Raw genomic sequence first — 16,694 nt, 5'->3', positions numbered from 1 at the left:
AGGTTTTTTTGATCGGAGCAGATGCAGAATCTAGCACCGCTTGAAAAGTATTTCTGTTCAGAAATTGCTGCACTGCCGTTTCACAGAGTGTCACAAAAAAATCACCTTTCTTAAGAAAATCCTAAGCAACTGGTAATACTATAGTTTTTTGAAAATGGCACACAGGCCCTTTGTTTATAGGGCCTTCAGCGGCTCTTAAAAAACTTGCCGAATGCTGAAACCCTCTATACTCACAGTGTGTCTTGGTGAAAAGACACGCTAATTCATAGGCAGAGGGAGGATATCTTGCCATGTATTATTCGGAAGAGTTTGAGGTTCTGGATCTTTGGATTTCAGATATGGAAAACGTGGTTGACTGGGAGTCCACCTGGCTCACCGAGGGGTTAGATGCTGAATGTTTCTACTCAATCGCATCGGATCCAATCGCACCGGAATAGGAAGCCAGGAATCATTCAGTTATTAGCCCGGAGCCACAGCAGTGGTTCCGGGCTTTTTTTATCAATTGCTATTGGCTGCTTTTCTGCAGGCAAAAAAAAGCGTTTATCGATACTGGGGACAGCAGCGATAAACGCGGATTCAAAAGGCAAACGCCTTGAATAATAAGCTAAGTACTAACAACCAAGTCCTGCGTTGGACATCTCTTAATTTGCATAGCTTGTGCCAATAATAATAAATCCTTTTTAATCAATTGGTTATGCGCTTATCATTTCTTGGTATGCGTCTAAAGTCTTATTTGGCACGTTTTTCTTATAAATTCGGATTCATCGCTGCGCTAACTTGGTGCGTTATCTGTGCTGCATGTGCACTATTGGTGTGGAACCAGGAAAACGCATTCCAAAATCTGTACCTATTAAAATTAAATTTTTTAGGCCTGATCCTTATTGTCTTTACTCAGTATGCTGCGTCGAACTGGATTGCAGTTATTACCTGAAACCTAGAGATGATGTCATGCAGCAAATTCCTGTTAACCGAGTGCGCTCTGACTCGGAAATCATTGAGCAACCGCAAAAATTCTATGTGCGCCTGACTGAGGGGCGTTTTCAGAACTGGCGACGACTGGTCAGCGCACCTCTGATTATTACTTTCTTTCTGCTTGCCTGGCTGCAGTGGAACGGACAGCCATTGCTTCTGTTCTCTTTTGAGGAGCGTCGGATTTATCTGTTTGGTGGTCAGCTTTCATGGCATGACCTTCCTTTAATGGCTGGGTTGATGATTGCCGGAGCCTGTCTGCTGTTTTTTATGGCGGTTGGTTGGGGTAGGGTCTGGTGTGGTTTTGCCTGCCCACAAAGTATCTGGACCTGGTTGTTTATCCGTATCGAGCGGTTGACCGAAGGCAAGGCGAGCCAGCGGGCCAAAAATGATCGTTTACCTTTAACGGGCAAGCGTCTTGTGAGGCGACTGACTAAACATCTGTTATGGCTGGCGTTCTCATTGTTTACCGCACTGACTTTTACCGGATATTTCCTGCCTGTAAGAGAGTTGTTCAGTGGTTTTTTCTCATTCGATCTTTCTCTGGCCGTATGGGGCTGGCTGATTACGATGGCCGCTTTGACCTATGTAAATGCAGGGCTGGTACGGGAGAAAATCTGTCTGCATGCGTGCCCTTATTCCCGTTTTCAAGGGGTGATGTTTGATCAGAACACCCGCACGGTCAGTTATGATACTGCACGGGGGGAGCCACGTCGTTTGCGCAGAAAGAACAACTCTGAGGAGCTAATCCCGGCGCTGAACCTTGCTGCGGATGTGGGCGATGCAGGCGCTCTGGTCAATAAAAAGACCGGGGGAGACTGCGTGGACTGTACTATTTGTGTTCAGGTTTGCCCGGTTGGTATCGATATTCGTGACGGGCTTCAGGCGGCCTGCATTGATTGCGGGGCCTGTATTGACGCCTGTGATCAGGTGATGGATAAAATCGGTAAACCGAGGGGCTTAATCCGTTTTGCCTCTGAAGTTGAGCTTTCTGATTCTGCAGGTCATGAGCGTAGACAGAAGCTCATTCGGCCCAAGCTTGCGGGCTATGCGGCTGTTATGGTGCTGGCTCTGGGAGCTGTTATGCTGGGCTTTACTCAGACCAAAGATCTCTTGCTTGAGATTCGTCGTGATCGTGGCGCACTCTACACCCGTTTGGATAACCGTCAGATTTGTAACCACTACAAGATTAAAGTGGAAGGGTATCAGCAAGGTGTTCAGCGTGTTCTGATCAGTACGATAGGCCTCGATGGCATAACGCTTTACGGTGATCAAAGCCTGAATCTGGATGACAATAATGCGGGCTGGCGGGCTTATCGTGTTTGCGCACCAGAGCCATCAGGTTTGGCTCAGGAGATACGGTTTATTGTGGAGACTCCTGATGGGCAGATGCCCGTTTCCCGGGTGGAGAAAACCACCACTTTCCTGACCGGAAGTCGGTGATGGACCGACCCTTTAACGGATAGAAGATCAGAAAAATAGCCGGTCTGGCATAATGGCAGGTAGTAGCGGTGCTGGTGGTAACGCCAGCCGGCTGAGGAAAAGGGCTGAAGCGTTATGCTTCAGCCCTTTTTACGTTGGCTATTTAAAATTGGTTCTTATCAATGTCTTAAGTGGGAAATGTATCTGAAAAAGGGCTTCATCAGTGGAACAGATGCAAATCAGACTGACGACGAGGACTCTGTTTTAGCTGCAAGAGCAGGATCAGGGTACAGAGGATCAGCAACGGCAGGCTACCGAACTGAGCGAAAAGTGTCTGCCCGACCATACCATGTACTTCACCCCGCACAATAGCCTGCTCAAATTGGGGCGCGCTGGCTACAATGCGGCCTCGTGGATCTATGATTGCCGTGACACCGTTATTTGTGCTCCGTAGCATGTAGCGACCGTTCTCTGCTGCCCGCACCTGTGCCATCTGCAGATGCTGCAGGGGGCCGACAGAATGACCAAACCAGCTGTCATTTGAAATGGTAATCAGCAGATCACTTTGTTGTGCCTGATGGCGTACAAACTCTGGGTAAACCACTTCATAGCAGATGAAAGGTGCAATCTGAAGCCCCTTGGCGTTTAGTAAGGGTTGGTCACTACTGCCAGCGGCAAAATTCGACATCGGCAGATTGAAAAAGTTAATGGCGCCGCGCAGCCAGGATTCGAGGGGAACATACTCACCAAAGGGCACCAGTTTTTGCTTCTGATATAGCCCATTACCGGCACCTTTGACCATGATGCTGTTGTGGTATTGAGGGGGGGCGCTGCTGTCCGGATTCGCCTGCTGAGGAATGCCGGTAATCAGGGCGGTACCTGAAGGCAGGTCTGCCATTACCTGATCAAAATAGCCGTGGGAGTATCGATAGAGTACGGGTACTGCGGTTTCAGGCCAAACCACAAGGCCGCTGGTTTGTACATCCAGTGTCAGATTGTAATAGAGCTCGAGGAACTTTTGTCGGTATTGAGGCTGCCATTTTTCATTCTGGTCAATGTTGCCCTGAACCAGTGCGACCTCTATTGCGCCTCTGGTTGAGGGCACGGTCCATTGAATGTTGTTCAGCAGGTGGGCACCGGCAAAAATTAAAACAAACCAAGCGGTTAGAGTCCGCAGTTTGAGCTTTTGCTGAGTCAGCTGAAATAAAAGGCTGCCTGTCATCACCAGAAGGAAGCTGGCCAGATAAACTCCGCCGATGGGTAGCCAGGCTGCCAAGGGTGAATCCACCAGACTATTGCCCAGGTAAAGCCAGGGAAAGCCGGTCAGAAGCCAGCTTCTGAGCCACTCAAACAGGACCCAAAGAGCGGGGAAGCCCCATACGGGAGATACTCGGGAGAAGAAACGCTGAAACAGGCCGATCTGTAAGGCGGGTAACAGCGCCAGCCCCATAGCGAAGATAGTGGTCAGCAGCATTGCGAGGGGCACACCGGTATAGCCGTAGTCGTGAATACTGACATAAACCCAGGAAACCCCATTGCCGAAAAGGCCTAAGCCGAAGAACCACCCTAAAGTAAAATTTACTTTAAAGCGTCCGCTAAGCGCTTTTGCAGATGGGCCCGCTTTCATGGCAATCAGTAGCAGACAGATCGCCAAGGGGGTAATAAACCAGTAGTTATAGGGGGCAAAAGATAGAGGGATAAGCCAGCCGGAAAGAGTTGCCAGCAGATAACGATGAAGTCCCTGTCGATTGGAAAGGTTCTGGAAAACGCCTGTCAGTGCCATGACCTGATTGAGTCCATTAGTTTTTCGTATCAGGCAGCGTATCAAAAGGCTATCTCGCTGAAAACATGTAGATTTCCTAATGACTTAAATCAGCTGAAACCTCTGTTATATCTGAATAACGGGCAAAAAAATACCGATGTTTAGAGCATCGGTATTTGTATGCATTGACTCTTGGTCTTCTGGTGTTATCCGCTATGGGTGTTCACCTGCAGCAGACGAATGCGTCGGTTATCAGCATTCAGAACCTTAAACTCCAGACCTTCCAGCATAGTCGTTTCGTTACGGTTTGGCAGATGGCCAAAGCGCTGCATCACGATACCACCAATAGTATCAAATTCTTCATCACTAAAATGAGTGCCAAAGCTTTCATTAAAATCTTCAATCGGGGTCAGTGCTTTAACGATAAACTGGCCATCGCTGATCGCCCGTATGTCCATGTCATCTTCTTCGATGTCATGTTCATCCTCAATATCACCCACGATCTGTTCCAGAACGTCTTCAATGGTCACAAGGCCGGCAACACCACCGTATTCATCCACGACAATGGCCATGTGGTTACGTTTAACACGGAACTCACTCAGCAGGCTGTTAAGGCGTTTGGATTCCGGAATAAAGGTCGCCGGACGAATAATATCGCGAATACTAAAGGCACCGGGTTCCCGCTTCAGAATCAATGGCAGCAGATCTTTTGCCAGCAGAATACCGATCACTTCGTCCGGGTTTTCACCGATTACAGGGAAACGGGAGTGAGCTGAGTCGATAATCAGGGAAAGAAAATCTTCCGGTTGCTGGCCGTCTTTGACTGCAGCCATCTGCGAACGAGGAATCATGATATCCCGAACCTGCATCTCATTGATCTGCAATGCGCCTTCGATGATGTTCATCGCTTCAGCATCAAGCTGAAGGCGCTGTTCTGCATCCCGGATAAATTCCAGAAGCTCACGGCGGGTTTTCGGTTCGCCGGTCAGGGAGGTCATAATATTCTGAAGCCAGGATCTTTGACCCTGACCGTTGCTCGATCGGTCTTCACTCATTGTCGTGTGATTCCTTTATGTCCCGTTCTCTGTGGCCAGTGGATGGTTTAGTCCAGATGATAGGGATCTTTTATATTGAGGCTTGCCAGAAGTTCTATCTCAAGAGATTCCATCTCTTCGGCTTCCTCTTCTTCTATATGATCATATCCCAGTAAATGCAAGCATCCGTGAATGATCATATGTGCCCAATGGTCTTCCAGGGCTTTATTCTGTTCGACCGCTTCCTGTGCGACGACATCCGCACAGACGATCAGATCGCCCAGTAAGGGTAATTCAAGTTCCGGTGGTGATTCAAAAGGAAAAGATAAGACATTCGTCGGCTTCTCTTTTCCCCGGTATTGATGGTTAAGCTGCTGACTCTCTTCCGGCGTGACAATACGAACGGTCACTTCGTTGCCGGTATCTTCGTGAGCTGCCAGAACTTTCTCTACCCAGCGTTTGAAATCGGCCTCAGCTGGCAGGTTGCTATTGTCGCAGGCAACCTGAAGATCTATCACAGCTTCTGTCATCTCTTAATCCGGTTTATCCGATGAATCCTGAGCCTCGGAGAGCGCTTCTTTCAATGCTTCCTTGCGGGCGGCTTCCCGGGCTTCTCTGGCCTGTTGTTCTTTAATTTCAGCTTCGGTCTCATGCTTGTCGTAGGCTTCAACAATGCGCTGAACCATCGGGTGGCGCACAACGTCTTTGGAGTCGAAGCGGGTAACACCGATGCCTTCAACGCCATCCAGTACGTCCAACACATGAACCAAGCCGGATTTCTGCCCCTTCGGCAGATCGATCTGGGTCACATCACCGGTAATAACAGCGGTGGAACCAAAACCGATACGGGTCAGAAACATCTTCATCTGCTCCCGTGTGGTGTTCTGACTCTCGTCCAGAATGATAAAGGCGTTGTTCAGGGTACGACCACGCATATAAGCCAGAGGTGCCACTTCGATAATATTGCGCTCAATCAGCTTAGCAACCTGCTCAAAACCGAGCATCTCGTATAGCGCATCATAAAGCGGACGCAGGTAGGGGTCGACTTTCTGTGAGAGGTCGCCGGGCAGAAAGCCCAGTTTTTCTCCCGCTTCAACCGCAGGGCGCACCAGCAGAATACGACGGACTTCGTCATTGGTCAGAGCTTCAACCGCACAGGCTACAGCCAGATACGTTTTACCGGTACCTGCCGGGCCAACACCAAAGTTAATATCGTTGGTCAGAACGGTGCGTACATACTTTTGTTGATTAGGCCCGCGGGGCTTGATGGAGCCTTTAGGTGTGCGCAGGGAGATAAATTCATCTGCAGCACCTTCACTATCCTGTTGATTGCTGACCAACTCGGTAATGCCTGAGGTTTGCAGGTGCAGGTGAATTGACTCTGGAGTCAGCTCTTCCTTAGCCGTGTCCTGATAAAGCGCTTCCAGAAGGCTGGCTGCTGCTTTGACCAGGTTGAGTTCACCGGCCAGCTGAAACTGGTTGCTGCGGTTGCGGATGATGATGTTCATCCGGCTTTCGATCAGCCGCAGATGTTCGTCGTGCAGACCGCAAAGATTGGCCAGACGCTGTGCGTCATTGGGTTCTAAGTCGAGCTTTAAAATATGGGTTTGGCTGTTATTGTTCAAAGCGTTACCTGTAATTGCCTGCATCCTGTTGACCCTGAGTGACCTTGGTTGACTGTCAGTGTGACTCACGGGTGTGACAAAAGGCTTAAAGCATCATGGGTTTAGAATTCAGTATAGCGGAACCGGTTTTGACCCGCTTCACAGGCGGCTACCGGTCACGGTGGCCGCTTGTCCTGGCATTGTTGCTCCAGCGCTCGGGCTTCTGTTTAGTAGCTCAGGCTATCGATTCGTTCTGCGCGCAGAGAGTTCGGGAAGGCTTCGGTGATTTTCACATCGATAAAGCGCCCGATCAGTTCCATTGGATCTTCAGTGCGGAAGTTCACCACACGGTTGTTCTCAGTACGGCCCTGTAATTCGCCGGGATCACGTTGAGAGAAACCGGTTACCAGAATACGTTCCACATTGCCCACCATACGACGGGAGATCTGCATTGATTGCTGGTTGATACGGTCCTGCAGAATCTTCAGGCGCTGTTTTTTGGTCTCTTCCGGCGTGTTGTCTTCCATATCGGAAGCCGGAGTACCCGGACGCGGGCTATAGATAAAGCTGAACGAGTGATCGAAACCGATCTGTGCGATCAGGTTCATGGTGTCTTCAAAGTCCTGGTCGGTCTCGTTCGGGAAACCCACGATAAAGTCAGATGAGAAGCTGATATCAGGACGGTTAGCGCGGATACGCTCCATCTTGCTGATATATTCATCCCGGGTATGGCCGCGCTTCATCGCTGCCAGAATGGTGTCGGAACCGCTCTGAACCGGCAGGTGCAGGTGGCTGACCAATTCCGGAATATCTTTGTAGGCTTCGATCAAGCTGTCGCTGAACTCTACCGGATGAGAGGTAGTGAAGCGGATACGGTCGATGCCATCAACGGCTGCGACAAAGCTGATCAGCTCGGCCAGATCGATCTCTTCGCTCTCTTCGTTATGACCGCGGTAAGCGTTGACGTTCTGACCCAGCAGGTTGATCTCACGCACGCCCTGTTCCGCCAGATGCACCACTTCTGCGACCACATCTTCAAACGGACGGGAAACCTCTTCACCACGGGTGTAAGGCACCACGCAGAACGTACAGTATTTGCTGCAGCCTTCCATGATGGAAACAAACGCGGTGGCACCTTCCACTTTGGGTGCTGGCAGACGGTCAAATTTCTCAATTTCCGGGAAGGTAACATCTACTACCGAGATCTTGTTCTGCTTGGACGCGTCAATCATCTCAGGAACACGGTGCAGGGTCTGAGGGCCAAAGATCACATCAACATGGTTGGCACGTTTACGGATGTTATCCCCTTCCTGACTGGCGACGCAGCCGCCAACACCGATCACCAGATCCGGGTTCTTCTCTTTCAGTTTTTTCCAGCGGCCCAGCTGATGAAATACTTTGTCCTGGGCTTTTTCACGGATCGAACAGGTGTTCAGCAGGACAACGTCTGCTTCATTTTCGTTGTCGGTCAGCTCCAGGTCGTGACTTTCACCCAGAAGATCAGCCATACGAGCGGAGTCGTATTCATTCATCTGACACCCGTGGGTTTTGATGAATAACTTTTTAGCCATGGAAAACACCTGTTCGTTTTTGTACGGAAAGAAGTACGGAGTTAAAGCGCAACGGTTGCTCATTGCGGATAAAAACGCACCATTATACGAGTCGACAGCTCTAGCGCATAGGTCTTGCAGTGAAAAACTCAGCCGTGAAATCTCAGCTGACAAAACTGTGTCGTTAGTGGTCTTGTAATGCCTGACTCTGCCCACAAATAGAGAGGGCTATTTGGGGATGCAGTGGATAAAATTCAAGCGCTGAGGCGGTTACTGTCTTCAGGTTGCGGAATCAATTGAGGAGCATTTATGTCTGATTCTTCGACAATGTATCGGGTTATTTTTCTGAACAAGAATGAAGTCTTTGAAGTTTATGCCCGACAGGTTTTCCAGAGCGATCTGTTTGGTTTTCTGGAGGTGGAGGCGTGTGTTTTTGGGGTACGCAGTCAGCTTGTGATTGATCCCAGCGAGGACAAGCTTAAGCAGGAGTTTGCCGGGGTAAAGCGCAGCTATATTCTTTATAACTCAATTGTTCGGATTGATGAGGTTGAGCGAGAAGGGGTGCCGAAAGTCAGTGAGTGGACCTCCGATGGTAACATTGCTCACTTTCCTGGTCGTCCGGCCCCTGTTCCGCCGGGCTCGTGAGCCTGTCAATTTAACCCAGACGCTGTATGATCTTTCTTCCGGTGTCTAAGGTCTCTGCACTGGTCTAAAGCAGCAATGATTTTTGTAACAGGCTCGTTCACCATGGGTGAAAAGACCTGAACAGTGGAATTCAGTATGGATAAAGCATTCTGGCATCAGCGATGGGAAGAAGGTCGAATTGGTTTCCATCAGGACGACGTTCATCCGGCCTTGCCTGCCTATTGGAACAACCTTCCTGAAAAACTCAGAGAATCAACAGATTCTGAGGATCAGGCCGCGACTTTAGAACAGAAAGCCAGGGTGGTCTTTGTCCCCCTGTGTGGCAAATCCAATGATATGGTCTGGCTTGCAGAGCAGGGATGGCAGGTTATTGGTGTAGAGCTTAGCGAGCGTGCCGTGATGGATTTTTTTGCGGCTCAAGGGCTGGATCCCGTACATGAGGAGATTGCTGATCGGTTATGCTGTTACGAGGCAGGCCCGTATCGGCTGTATTGTGGTGATTTTTTTCACCTCCATCGTCAGCATATGCTTGATGTTACGGCTGTTTACGACAGAGCCTCTCTGGTTGCTTTACCAAAAGCTAAACGCCATCGCTACGCGTTTCATCTGGCGCAGATGTTGTCTCCGGCGGTAGAGATGTTACTGGTGAGTCTGGAGCATGCAAAACCTTCAGGCCCGCCTTTTTCGGTTGAAGCGGATGAGATTGAGTGGCTCTTCGGAGCTAATTTTGAGATTGAGTCGTGTGCTCGTCTTGAGGAAGATGATCGTCAGGTGACGGATGTCGTTTATCGTATGCTGCGTAAAGGGTTGAAGTCGGTAGCTGGCCGGAAACGAAAAAGTCCAGGGCTCTGACCCTTCGTTCTGCTACTTTAGGGATCGTTGTGGCGTACTAACGGCTCCCGGCCATTACATAAAAGCCCCAATAGCGATAATCCGGCTATTGGGGCTTTTAAGGTTATGGCAGAAAATGTTTAATCAGCCTTTGCCATAGCTCCCTCTGAGAGTTCAATGATATCCAGCAGGATACGACCACTCTCAACCAGTTCAATATCCTCGTTAGGATCTTCATTCTGATCTGGTATTTCTTTCAGTTTTTCAATGGGCTCAAGACCTTTTGCCTGCCGGCGCTGGTTCTCAAGGGCCAGCTGTTGGGCGTCAATTCGTTCACTTTCTGCCTTACGGGCCGCTTCATTCAGGCTGACCTGTTTTACTGAGCGCATCTCCTCGAACAGGGCTTGTTGCGCGGCCAGATATTTCAGATCAGGATCTTTTTCGGCCCGGGCTTTGTGGCGCTCTTTAAGCTCTGGAAGCCAAAGTTGCAGTGGGCTGTACTCTTTATGGCGAACAGCCTGAACTTTATCCCACGGCAGGGCAAATTCCAGCGAACTTTCACCGACCTGGTTGGCATCCACAAGGCTTGGATACTGAATATCCGGGACAACGCCCATATGCTGGGTGCTTTCACCTGAAATTCGATAGAACTTAGCGCGGGTCAGCTTTAACTGGCCATGATCGAGAGGCGTAACAGACTGAACGGTGCCTTTACCGAAGGTCTGGCTACCAATAACGATGCCGCGTTTATAGTCCTGAATAGCTCCGGAAAAAATCTCGGAAGCGGAGGCGCTCAGTCGGTTTACGAGAACGGCTAAGGGCCCATCGTAAGCGACGCTCTGATCCGGATCACCGAGGATATCGATGCGGCCTTCAGCATTACGAACCTGTACGGTTGCACCACGTTCAATGAAAAGGCCAACCAGAGAATTCGCTTCCTGGAGCGCGCCACCACCGTTATTACGCAGGTCGATGACAAGGCCATCAATCTTTTCTGACTGGAGTTCACGGATCAGTTTCAGAACATCGCGTGTTGTACTGCGATAGTCTTCCTTGCCCTGTCGCCAGGCATCAAAGTCAACGTAGAAAGCCGGAATATCAATGATACCGATTTTTTTCGTTTTGCCGTCTTCCTTCAGGGTCACAATCGATTTTTTGGCAGCCTGATCTTCCAGTTTAACGGTGTTGCGAACAATGGAGATAATCTTGGTCTGGCCGTTGTCCGTCGCATTGGCAGGTACAACCTGTAGGCGTACAGTACTGGCTTTTGGACCTCGGATCAGGTCAACCACCTCATCAAGTCGCCAGCCGATCACATCAACTATCTCTTCGTTATCCTGACCGACACCAACGATTTTATCGGCGGGTTTCAGTTCGCCGGCCTGAGCTGCCGGGCCACCTGGGACCAGACTGACAACCTTAGTAAACTCATCTTCGGTCTGGAGTAGTGCGCCAATACCTTCAAGCGACAGCTTCATACGGATGTTGAACGTCTCAGAGCTGCGAGGCGACTGATACTGGGTATGAGGGTCATAGAGTTGGGTGTAGGCGTTCATGTAGATCTGGAAAACATCTTCATCCCGGGTCTGTGTGATTCGCTTCATCTGATTTTCCAGACGGCGCTTCAGAGTCTTCTTGGCGTCGGGCAGACTTTTACCGGAAAGCTTCAGGCTCAGCAGGCTATTCTCCAGCCGTTTACTCCAAAGTTTGTCCAGCTCATCATTACTGGCCGCCCAGGCAAAATCTTCCCGGTCGATCATCAACGCATCATCACGCTTGAATTCATAGTCATCCGGAAACTGATCCAGAAGTTCGAGCTGGCTTTTAATTCGGGCTGTGACTTTTTCCTGATAGAGGTTGTAGATCTCAAATGCCGCGGTGAGATCGCCTTTTTTCAGGTCATCATCAAGCCGGAATTTGTAACGATCAAATGTCTCTATTTCAAGCTGGGTGAAATAGGCTTTATTGCTATCCAGTTGTTCCAGAAAATGACCGTAAATTTCTTCGGAAAGCTGGTCGTTGAGTTCAACTTCGCGATAGTGGCCGTAGTTCAGCCGCTCAACAATATCCTGAGCGGCTTGTTGCTGTTCTTTGGTTGGTGCAAGTACGTCAGCATAGGCATTGCTGAAGATTAAGCTGCTGGCCAGCAACAAGGGCAGCAGCAGGTGGCGGGTAACCGTGGTTATCATTCAACTCTCCGGGCCGGAGGTCTGCTTCGGAACTGAAGAAAACCTGTAGCGATCTTTTAATTTGTATGTTTGCTAACTGAACTGCCAGCACACCATTTTTCAGAGCTAACTCTATGACTTACAAAGAATATGGTTTCAGTTCCCCGATAATCAAGGCCGAAAACCATTTAAGTCGACTGAACAGGCAAATCGTAGTGTCGGATTTGTGTTCAGGGGTTCAGAGGTCATCTGAAGAAGTAATTTTGTTATAGTACACCATGCCGTCCATTTTGGTTCAGTTAAGAACTGCAACGGCTGAGACTGACTTTTATTTTTCCTCCGGGGTATCCATGACTCAGAATGACTTTAATCAGCAATTGCTGACGTTTCTTGATCGCTCGCCTACACCGTTTCATGCCACAAAGAATATGCTGGATGAGTGTGTTGAGGCAGGGTTTGAAGTGCTTCAGGAAAGAGACAGTTGGTCGCTGAAGCCTGGTGGTCGCTACGTGGTTACACGCAATCAGTCGTCGATGATTGCTTTTACTTTGCCAGAGGATGTCGAGGCCGCTAAAACAGGTTTTCGAATGTCGGGCGCACATACTGATAGTCCTTGTCTTAAAGTGAAGACTAATCCCGATTTGAAAGGGCAGGGCTATTTGCGCCTGGGTATTGAGGTATATGGTGGTGCATTGCTGTCGACCTGGTTTGATCGAGATCTGTCGATTGCAGGACGGGTGTCTTATCGGTCTGAATCGGGAACCGTTAAACAAGCCTTGGTTAATTTTGAGCGCCCTGTAGGGCCCGTACCGAACTTGGCTATTCACCTGAACCGGGAAGCAAACAGCGGTGTTGCTATTAACGCGCAGACCCATCTGCCAATTGTTTTGATGCAGCAGGATGATGATGCATTAAGCTTCAATGATCTTTTAACCTCTCAATTGAAGGCCCAGGGTGTCACTGATGTTGCCCAAATTCTGGAGCACGAGTGCCTGGCTTATGATACTCAGCCTGCTGCGCTTATCGGTTACAAAGAAGATTTCATCGCTTCAGCCAGGCTGGACAATCTTCTCAGCTGTTTCATTGGTCTTAAGGCGTTACTGAGCAGTTCGAACGATCTTCCCTCGCTTTTGGTCTGTAATGACCATGAAGAGGTTGGCAGTCTAAGTGCTTCCGGAGCTCAGGGGCCTTTTCTGCAGTCGGTCCTTAAGCGTATTGCCGGAACAGAAGAGCGTTATCAGCAGATGATGGCCGCTTCTATGATGATTTCCTGTGATAATGCTCATGGCATTCACCCCAACTACGCCAGTTATCATGATAATAATCATGCCCCTTTGCTGAATGCCGGGCCTGTGATCAAGCTGAACGCCAACCAGCGTTATGCTACCAACAGTGAGAGTTCGGCTTGGTTTAAGCTGGCCTGTCAGCAGTCCGGCGTTGATGTCCAGAGTTTTATTATGCGTAGCGATCTGGCTTGTGGTAGTACCATTGGACCTATTACATCCGCTGAGCTCGGTGTCCGGACTATTGATGTCGGTGTTCCGCAATTTGCCATGCATTCTGTTAGGGAGTTGGCGGGGAGCCGTGATGCTTTCAAACTTTACGAAGTCTTGGTGTGTTTTAACGGTCTGAAAGAGATTTGATGCTTTTTAAAATTTGTGAGGCATTCTTGGTTTATCTCAGAGGCTGGAGGTTACACTCCGGCCTTTGTTTTGTTGGTATTCACTTTAATGCAATACGCGACAGGATAATAGCAACCAGGTAACAAAGGTTTTTTTAGAATAAGGTGTCTACAGTTGTACAGGAAGGGAGAAAATTCAGGCGAAAAAAAACCGGCCTTTAGCCGGATTTGGAAAGTTGGCTCCCCGAGCAGGACTCGAACCTGCGACCAATAGATTAACAGTCTACTGCTCTACCAACTGAGCTATCAGGGAACTGTGCTCAACTTTCGAGATGCATTATAGGGATCTTTAAAAACGGGTCAAGTTTTTTTTGAAAAAAACTCTAACTTTTTAATGAGTTAACGTCTTTTATTTACTTGTGTGTGTAAAGACACCATCCCAGTCGGCCCCTGGAGGGGTTTCCCTGTAAAGCTCAATCCTTTCCAGATAGACAGCATAAATCACGCGTTCTTCCTCAGCCTGTAGCGCTTTGAGCAGTCGCTCAGCATAGCCCCATTCCTGTGCCCGGAAGTGAGTCAGGGCCTTTTTGTAACGGTTCAGCCGTTGTTGTGTTTCGTCGTCGACCTTTTCCTTTAAAGCAATAGGCTCAAAAATGGCCACTGGTTCATGTTTGCCTTTAACCTTAACAAGATCAAGCTCGCGGTAGAGGTAGTCGTCAGCAGCCTGTGCAGTGGTCTCGCTGACCATCAGATCAACACCGTATTGCTTGGTTAACCCCTCAAGGCGTGAGCCCAGGTTTACGGCATCGCCAAGAACGGTATAGGCCATGCGGAATTCAGATCCCATGTTGCCGACGTTCATTGGGCCGGTGTTCAGGCCAACACCAATCTTCAACTCCGGCCAGCCACGCTTTTTAAACTCAGGCCCAAGCTCTTTCATGATCTCAATCATACGAAGACCCGCTTCAACGCCGTGCTTAGCGTGCATAGGATCTCTTAATGGCGCGCCCCAGAATGCCATGATGGCATCGCCCATGTACTTGTCGATGGTGCCGCGATACTCATGAATGACACCGGTCATTGGTGTCAGGAAGGCATTCATCAGGCGGGTCAGTTCTTCAGGATTCAGACCTTCAGAGATGGTGGTAAAGCCGCGGACATCGGAGAAGAGTACGGTCATCTCCCGGCTTTCACCTTCAAGCGAGATGCTGCCAGGGTCGTCATTCATTTCGTCCACTAGCTCAGGAGGAACGTACTGGCCGAAGAGACGGGTTAGCTGGCGCTTGCCCCGGGACTCAACCAGATAACCGTAAGCAAGCTGATAGGCAATAATCAGAGCACTGAGCAGTACCGGTGTTGCCAATGGGAAGACCCATTTGTAATCGGTCCAGAGCAGCAGGTTGCCGTACCAGATACCGGAAAATATCAGGGATGAGCCGATCAGAATTGGCAGAGGGTTGAGCCGGGGTAGCGTGAAGGTCAGCAGCAGGCCCAGGAAAGTCAGTACCAGAATTTCACCGCCAATGGTGTAGGTTGGCTGATGCTTAAAGGATTGGTGCAGAATACCGGCAATCAGGTTTGCGTGCACTTCTACACCGGGATAAACACTTTGTACCGGTGTGGTTCGTAGGTCCAGCAAGCCCGGCGCGCTGGCTCCCAGTAATACAATTGCGCCCTGAAGTTTCTCTTTCGGAACCGACTGATTAAAGATATCAATCACTGAGATATATTCAAAGGTTCCCCGGCCACCGTAATAGGGTACCAGTGCTCCGGTCTGGTTATCGACCGGAATACGAAAGCCGCCAACATCCAGAGCTTCAAGAATAGGGTTGCTCTCATCGCCACTCATAACGAATTCCACAGGAGGCATTCCCAATACGCTGCGAACGACCCCCAGTGATAGTGACTGGTAGTAGTTCCCCTTGTATTCCTGGATCATCGGCACCCGCCGGAAAACCCCATCCTGGTCTACCAGGGGGTTATCAAAAAATCCTGCCGTCAGCGCATTTGCCTGATGAATTGGTTGGTTGCCTGAGAATCGCTCTGCCTTAGGTATTGGTAGAAGTTTGGGTGGCATAGGACTATTAATAGGCAGAGGGTCAGGAAGTACACCAACAGAGGGAGTTTCTTCTTCCGATTCGCGGTCAAGATAAAAACCCATGACTGCTGGGGTCTGGCTGAGGAGCTCGGCCAGTTGTCGGTCGCCGTCCATAGACTTGAGGAGTGGCGAGATAGTTTTTGTGAGCTCTGGTTGTTCTTCAAGAAGCCGTTGCAGTACTTCCATGGCTCCTCGTCGGTCTGGTTCAGGGAAAACAATATCAAAGCCCAGCGTACTGATGCCATATTCCCCAAAAAGGATGTACAGCAATTCAGCAACATACTCCCTTGGCCATGGAAACTGGCCGATCTCTCTCAAGCTATCCTCATCAATATCAATGATAAGAATTTGGGGGTCTCCTTCATTAGGTAGCGTCATATTGATTCGGATGTCGTAAGCAATCTGCTCCAGACGATTAAATAATCCGATATTCCAGTAACCGATTGAATGCAGCAAAAAGACAGCCAGAATCATGAGGCTGCCAAGGGGGCGGATCAGAGGAAAAATAGCTTTTTTTAACGAATCCATGGTGGGTGGGTCTTTGTCGGGTGATTGTTTTTTCTGAGCATACTATAGAAGCAGCATGATGGGATATCTGACGTGTTGAATCCGATAAGCAGGTCGCAACATGGCCAAAGGGTCGAGTTGGTTTGCTTTGTGGCGGAATGGCGGGGTTGTGGTGATGAGAAAAAACTTCAGACGAAAAAAAACCGCTTCAGTTGAAGCGGCTTTTTAAATATGGTGGCTATGGCGGGACTTGAACCTGCGACCCCAGCATTATGAGTGCTGTGCTCTAACCAACTGAGCTACATAGCCAGACTTGATATTTGCAACCTGAAGGCTTGCTAACAAGTGGCGCAAATTATCTTCACACAGCGCATGGTTGTCAAGTTGAAATTAAAAATAAATTCCAAGAAAACAACGAGATAGCATGAATAATGTCTAGTCCTGATATAAGTTGACACTTTTTTACAGCGCCCGATGAACCTC

At 49.3% G+C, this 16,694-nt stretch carries 12 protein-coding genes and 2 tRNA genes; 5 read left to right on the top strand and 9 right to left on the bottom strand.

Annotated features, from left to right (window positions below):
• Nucleotides 1–290: 290 nt before the first annotated feature.
• Both AC4GL5_RS14325 and ccoG read left to right on the top strand, forming a co-directional pair.
• Nucleotides 291–437 carry a hypothetical protein gene (locus AC4GL5_RS14325; protein WP_490383475.1) on the top strand — a complete coding sequence of 49 codons (147 nt, stop codon included), beginning with the start codon at nucleotides 291–293 and terminating at the stop codon, nucleotides 435–437.
• A 511-nt stretch (nucleotides 438–948) separates the two neighbouring features.
• Nucleotides 949–2,412 carry a cytochrome c oxidase accessory protein CcoG gene (ccoG, locus tag AC4GL5_RS14320; protein WP_490383474.1) on the top strand — a complete coding sequence of 488 codons (1,464 nt, stop codon included), beginning with the start codon at nucleotides 949–951 and terminating at the stop codon, nucleotides 2,410–2,412.
• 199 nt (nucleotides 2,413–2,611) lie between these two features.
• Here the strand turns inward: ccoG and lnt are convergent, their stop codons facing one another.
• From lnt to miaB, 5 genes are all read right to left on the bottom strand, one after another.
• Nucleotides 2,612–4,174, bottom strand: coding sequence for an apolipoprotein N-acyltransferase (gene lnt, locus AC4GL5_RS14315; RefSeq protein WP_490383473.1), 1,563 nt, complete (start codon nucleotides 4,172–4,174; stop codon nucleotides 2,612–2,614).
• Nucleotides 4,175–4,359: 185 nt separating this feature from the next.
• Nucleotides 4,360–5,208, bottom strand: coding sequence for a CorC family transporter (locus tag AC4GL5_RS14310; protein WP_490383472.1), 849 nt, complete (start codon nucleotides 5,206–5,208; stop codon nucleotides 4,360–4,362).
• A 47-nt stretch (nucleotides 5,209–5,255) separates the two neighbouring features.
• Nucleotides 5,256–5,717, bottom strand: coding sequence for an rRNA maturation RNase YbeY (gene ybeY, locus AC4GL5_RS14305; RefSeq protein ID WP_490383471.1), 462 nt, complete (start codon nucleotides 5,715–5,717; stop codon nucleotides 5,256–5,258).
• Between the two features lie 3 nt (nucleotides 5,718–5,720).
• Complete coding sequence (locus AC4GL5_RS14300) at nucleotides 5,721–6,836, bottom strand: PhoH family protein (RefSeq protein ID WP_490383470.1); 1,116 nt, start codon at nucleotides 6,834–6,836, stop codon at nucleotides 5,721–5,723.
• Nucleotides 6,837–7,018: 182 nt separating this feature from the next.
• Nucleotides 7,019–8,362 (bottom strand): tRNA (N6-isopentenyl adenosine(37)-C2)-methylthiotransferase MiaB, encoded by a 1,344-nt coding sequence (gene miaB / locus AC4GL5_RS14295; protein WP_490383469.1) that lies wholly within the window; start codon nucleotides 8,360–8,362, stop codon nucleotides 7,019–7,021.
• Nucleotides 8,363–8,650: 288 nt separating this feature from the next.
• Between miaB and AC4GL5_RS14290 the strand changes: the two genes are divergently transcribed.
• A complete protein-coding gene (locus AC4GL5_RS14290) occupies nucleotides 8,651–8,986 on the top strand; it encodes a DUF1820 family protein (protein ID WP_490383468.1) in 336 nt (111 codons plus the stop codon).
• A gap of 135 nt (nucleotides 8,987–9,121) precedes the next feature.
• Nucleotides 9,122–9,838 carry a class I SAM-dependent methyltransferase gene (locus AC4GL5_RS14285; protein ID WP_490383467.1) on the top strand — a complete coding sequence of 239 codons (717 nt, stop codon included), beginning with the start codon at nucleotides 9,122–9,124 and terminating at the stop codon, nucleotides 9,836–9,838.
• 119 nt (nucleotides 9,839–9,957) lie between these two features.
• Here AC4GL5_RS14285 and AC4GL5_RS14280 read toward each other — a convergent pair whose 3' ends face one another.
• Nucleotides 9,958–12,006 (bottom strand): carboxy terminal-processing peptidase, encoded by a 2,049-nt coding sequence (locus AC4GL5_RS14280; RefSeq protein WP_490383466.1) that lies wholly within the window; start codon nucleotides 12,004–12,006, stop codon nucleotides 9,958–9,960.
• A 329-nt stretch (nucleotides 12,007–12,335) separates the two neighbouring features.
• On the opposite strand from AC4GL5_RS14280, the gene AC4GL5_RS14275 reads away from it, so the two are divergent.
• Nucleotides 12,336–13,628, top strand: a complete 1,293-nt coding sequence (locus tag AC4GL5_RS14275) for a M18 family aminopeptidase (RefSeq protein ID WP_490383465.1) — start codon at nucleotides 12,336–12,338, stop codon at nucleotides 13,626–13,628.
• A gap of 215 nt (nucleotides 13,629–13,843) precedes the next feature.
• Here the strand turns inward: AC4GL5_RS14275 and AC4GL5_RS14270 are convergent.
• The 3 genes from AC4GL5_RS14270 to AC4GL5_RS14260 form a co-directional block, all read right to left on the bottom strand.
• Nucleotides 13,844–13,919, bottom strand: a tRNA-Asn gene (locus tag AC4GL5_RS14270).
• Nucleotides 13,920–14,015: 96 nt separating this feature from the next.
• A complete protein-coding gene (locus AC4GL5_RS14265; RefSeq protein ID WP_490383464.1) occupies nucleotides 14,016–16,232 on the bottom strand; it encodes a CHASE2 domain-containing protein in 2,217 nt (738 codons plus the stop codon).
• 211 nt (nucleotides 16,233–16,443) lie between these two features.
• Nucleotides 16,444–16,520: transfer RNA gene (locus AC4GL5_RS14260), tRNA-Met, on the bottom strand.
• Nucleotides 16,521–16,694 lie beyond the last annotated feature (174 nt).

Source organism: Oceanospirillum sp., assembly GCF_982874595.1.
Note: the sequence above shows the minus strand (reverse complement) of the source record. Positions and strands in the feature narration are given on the sequence as shown.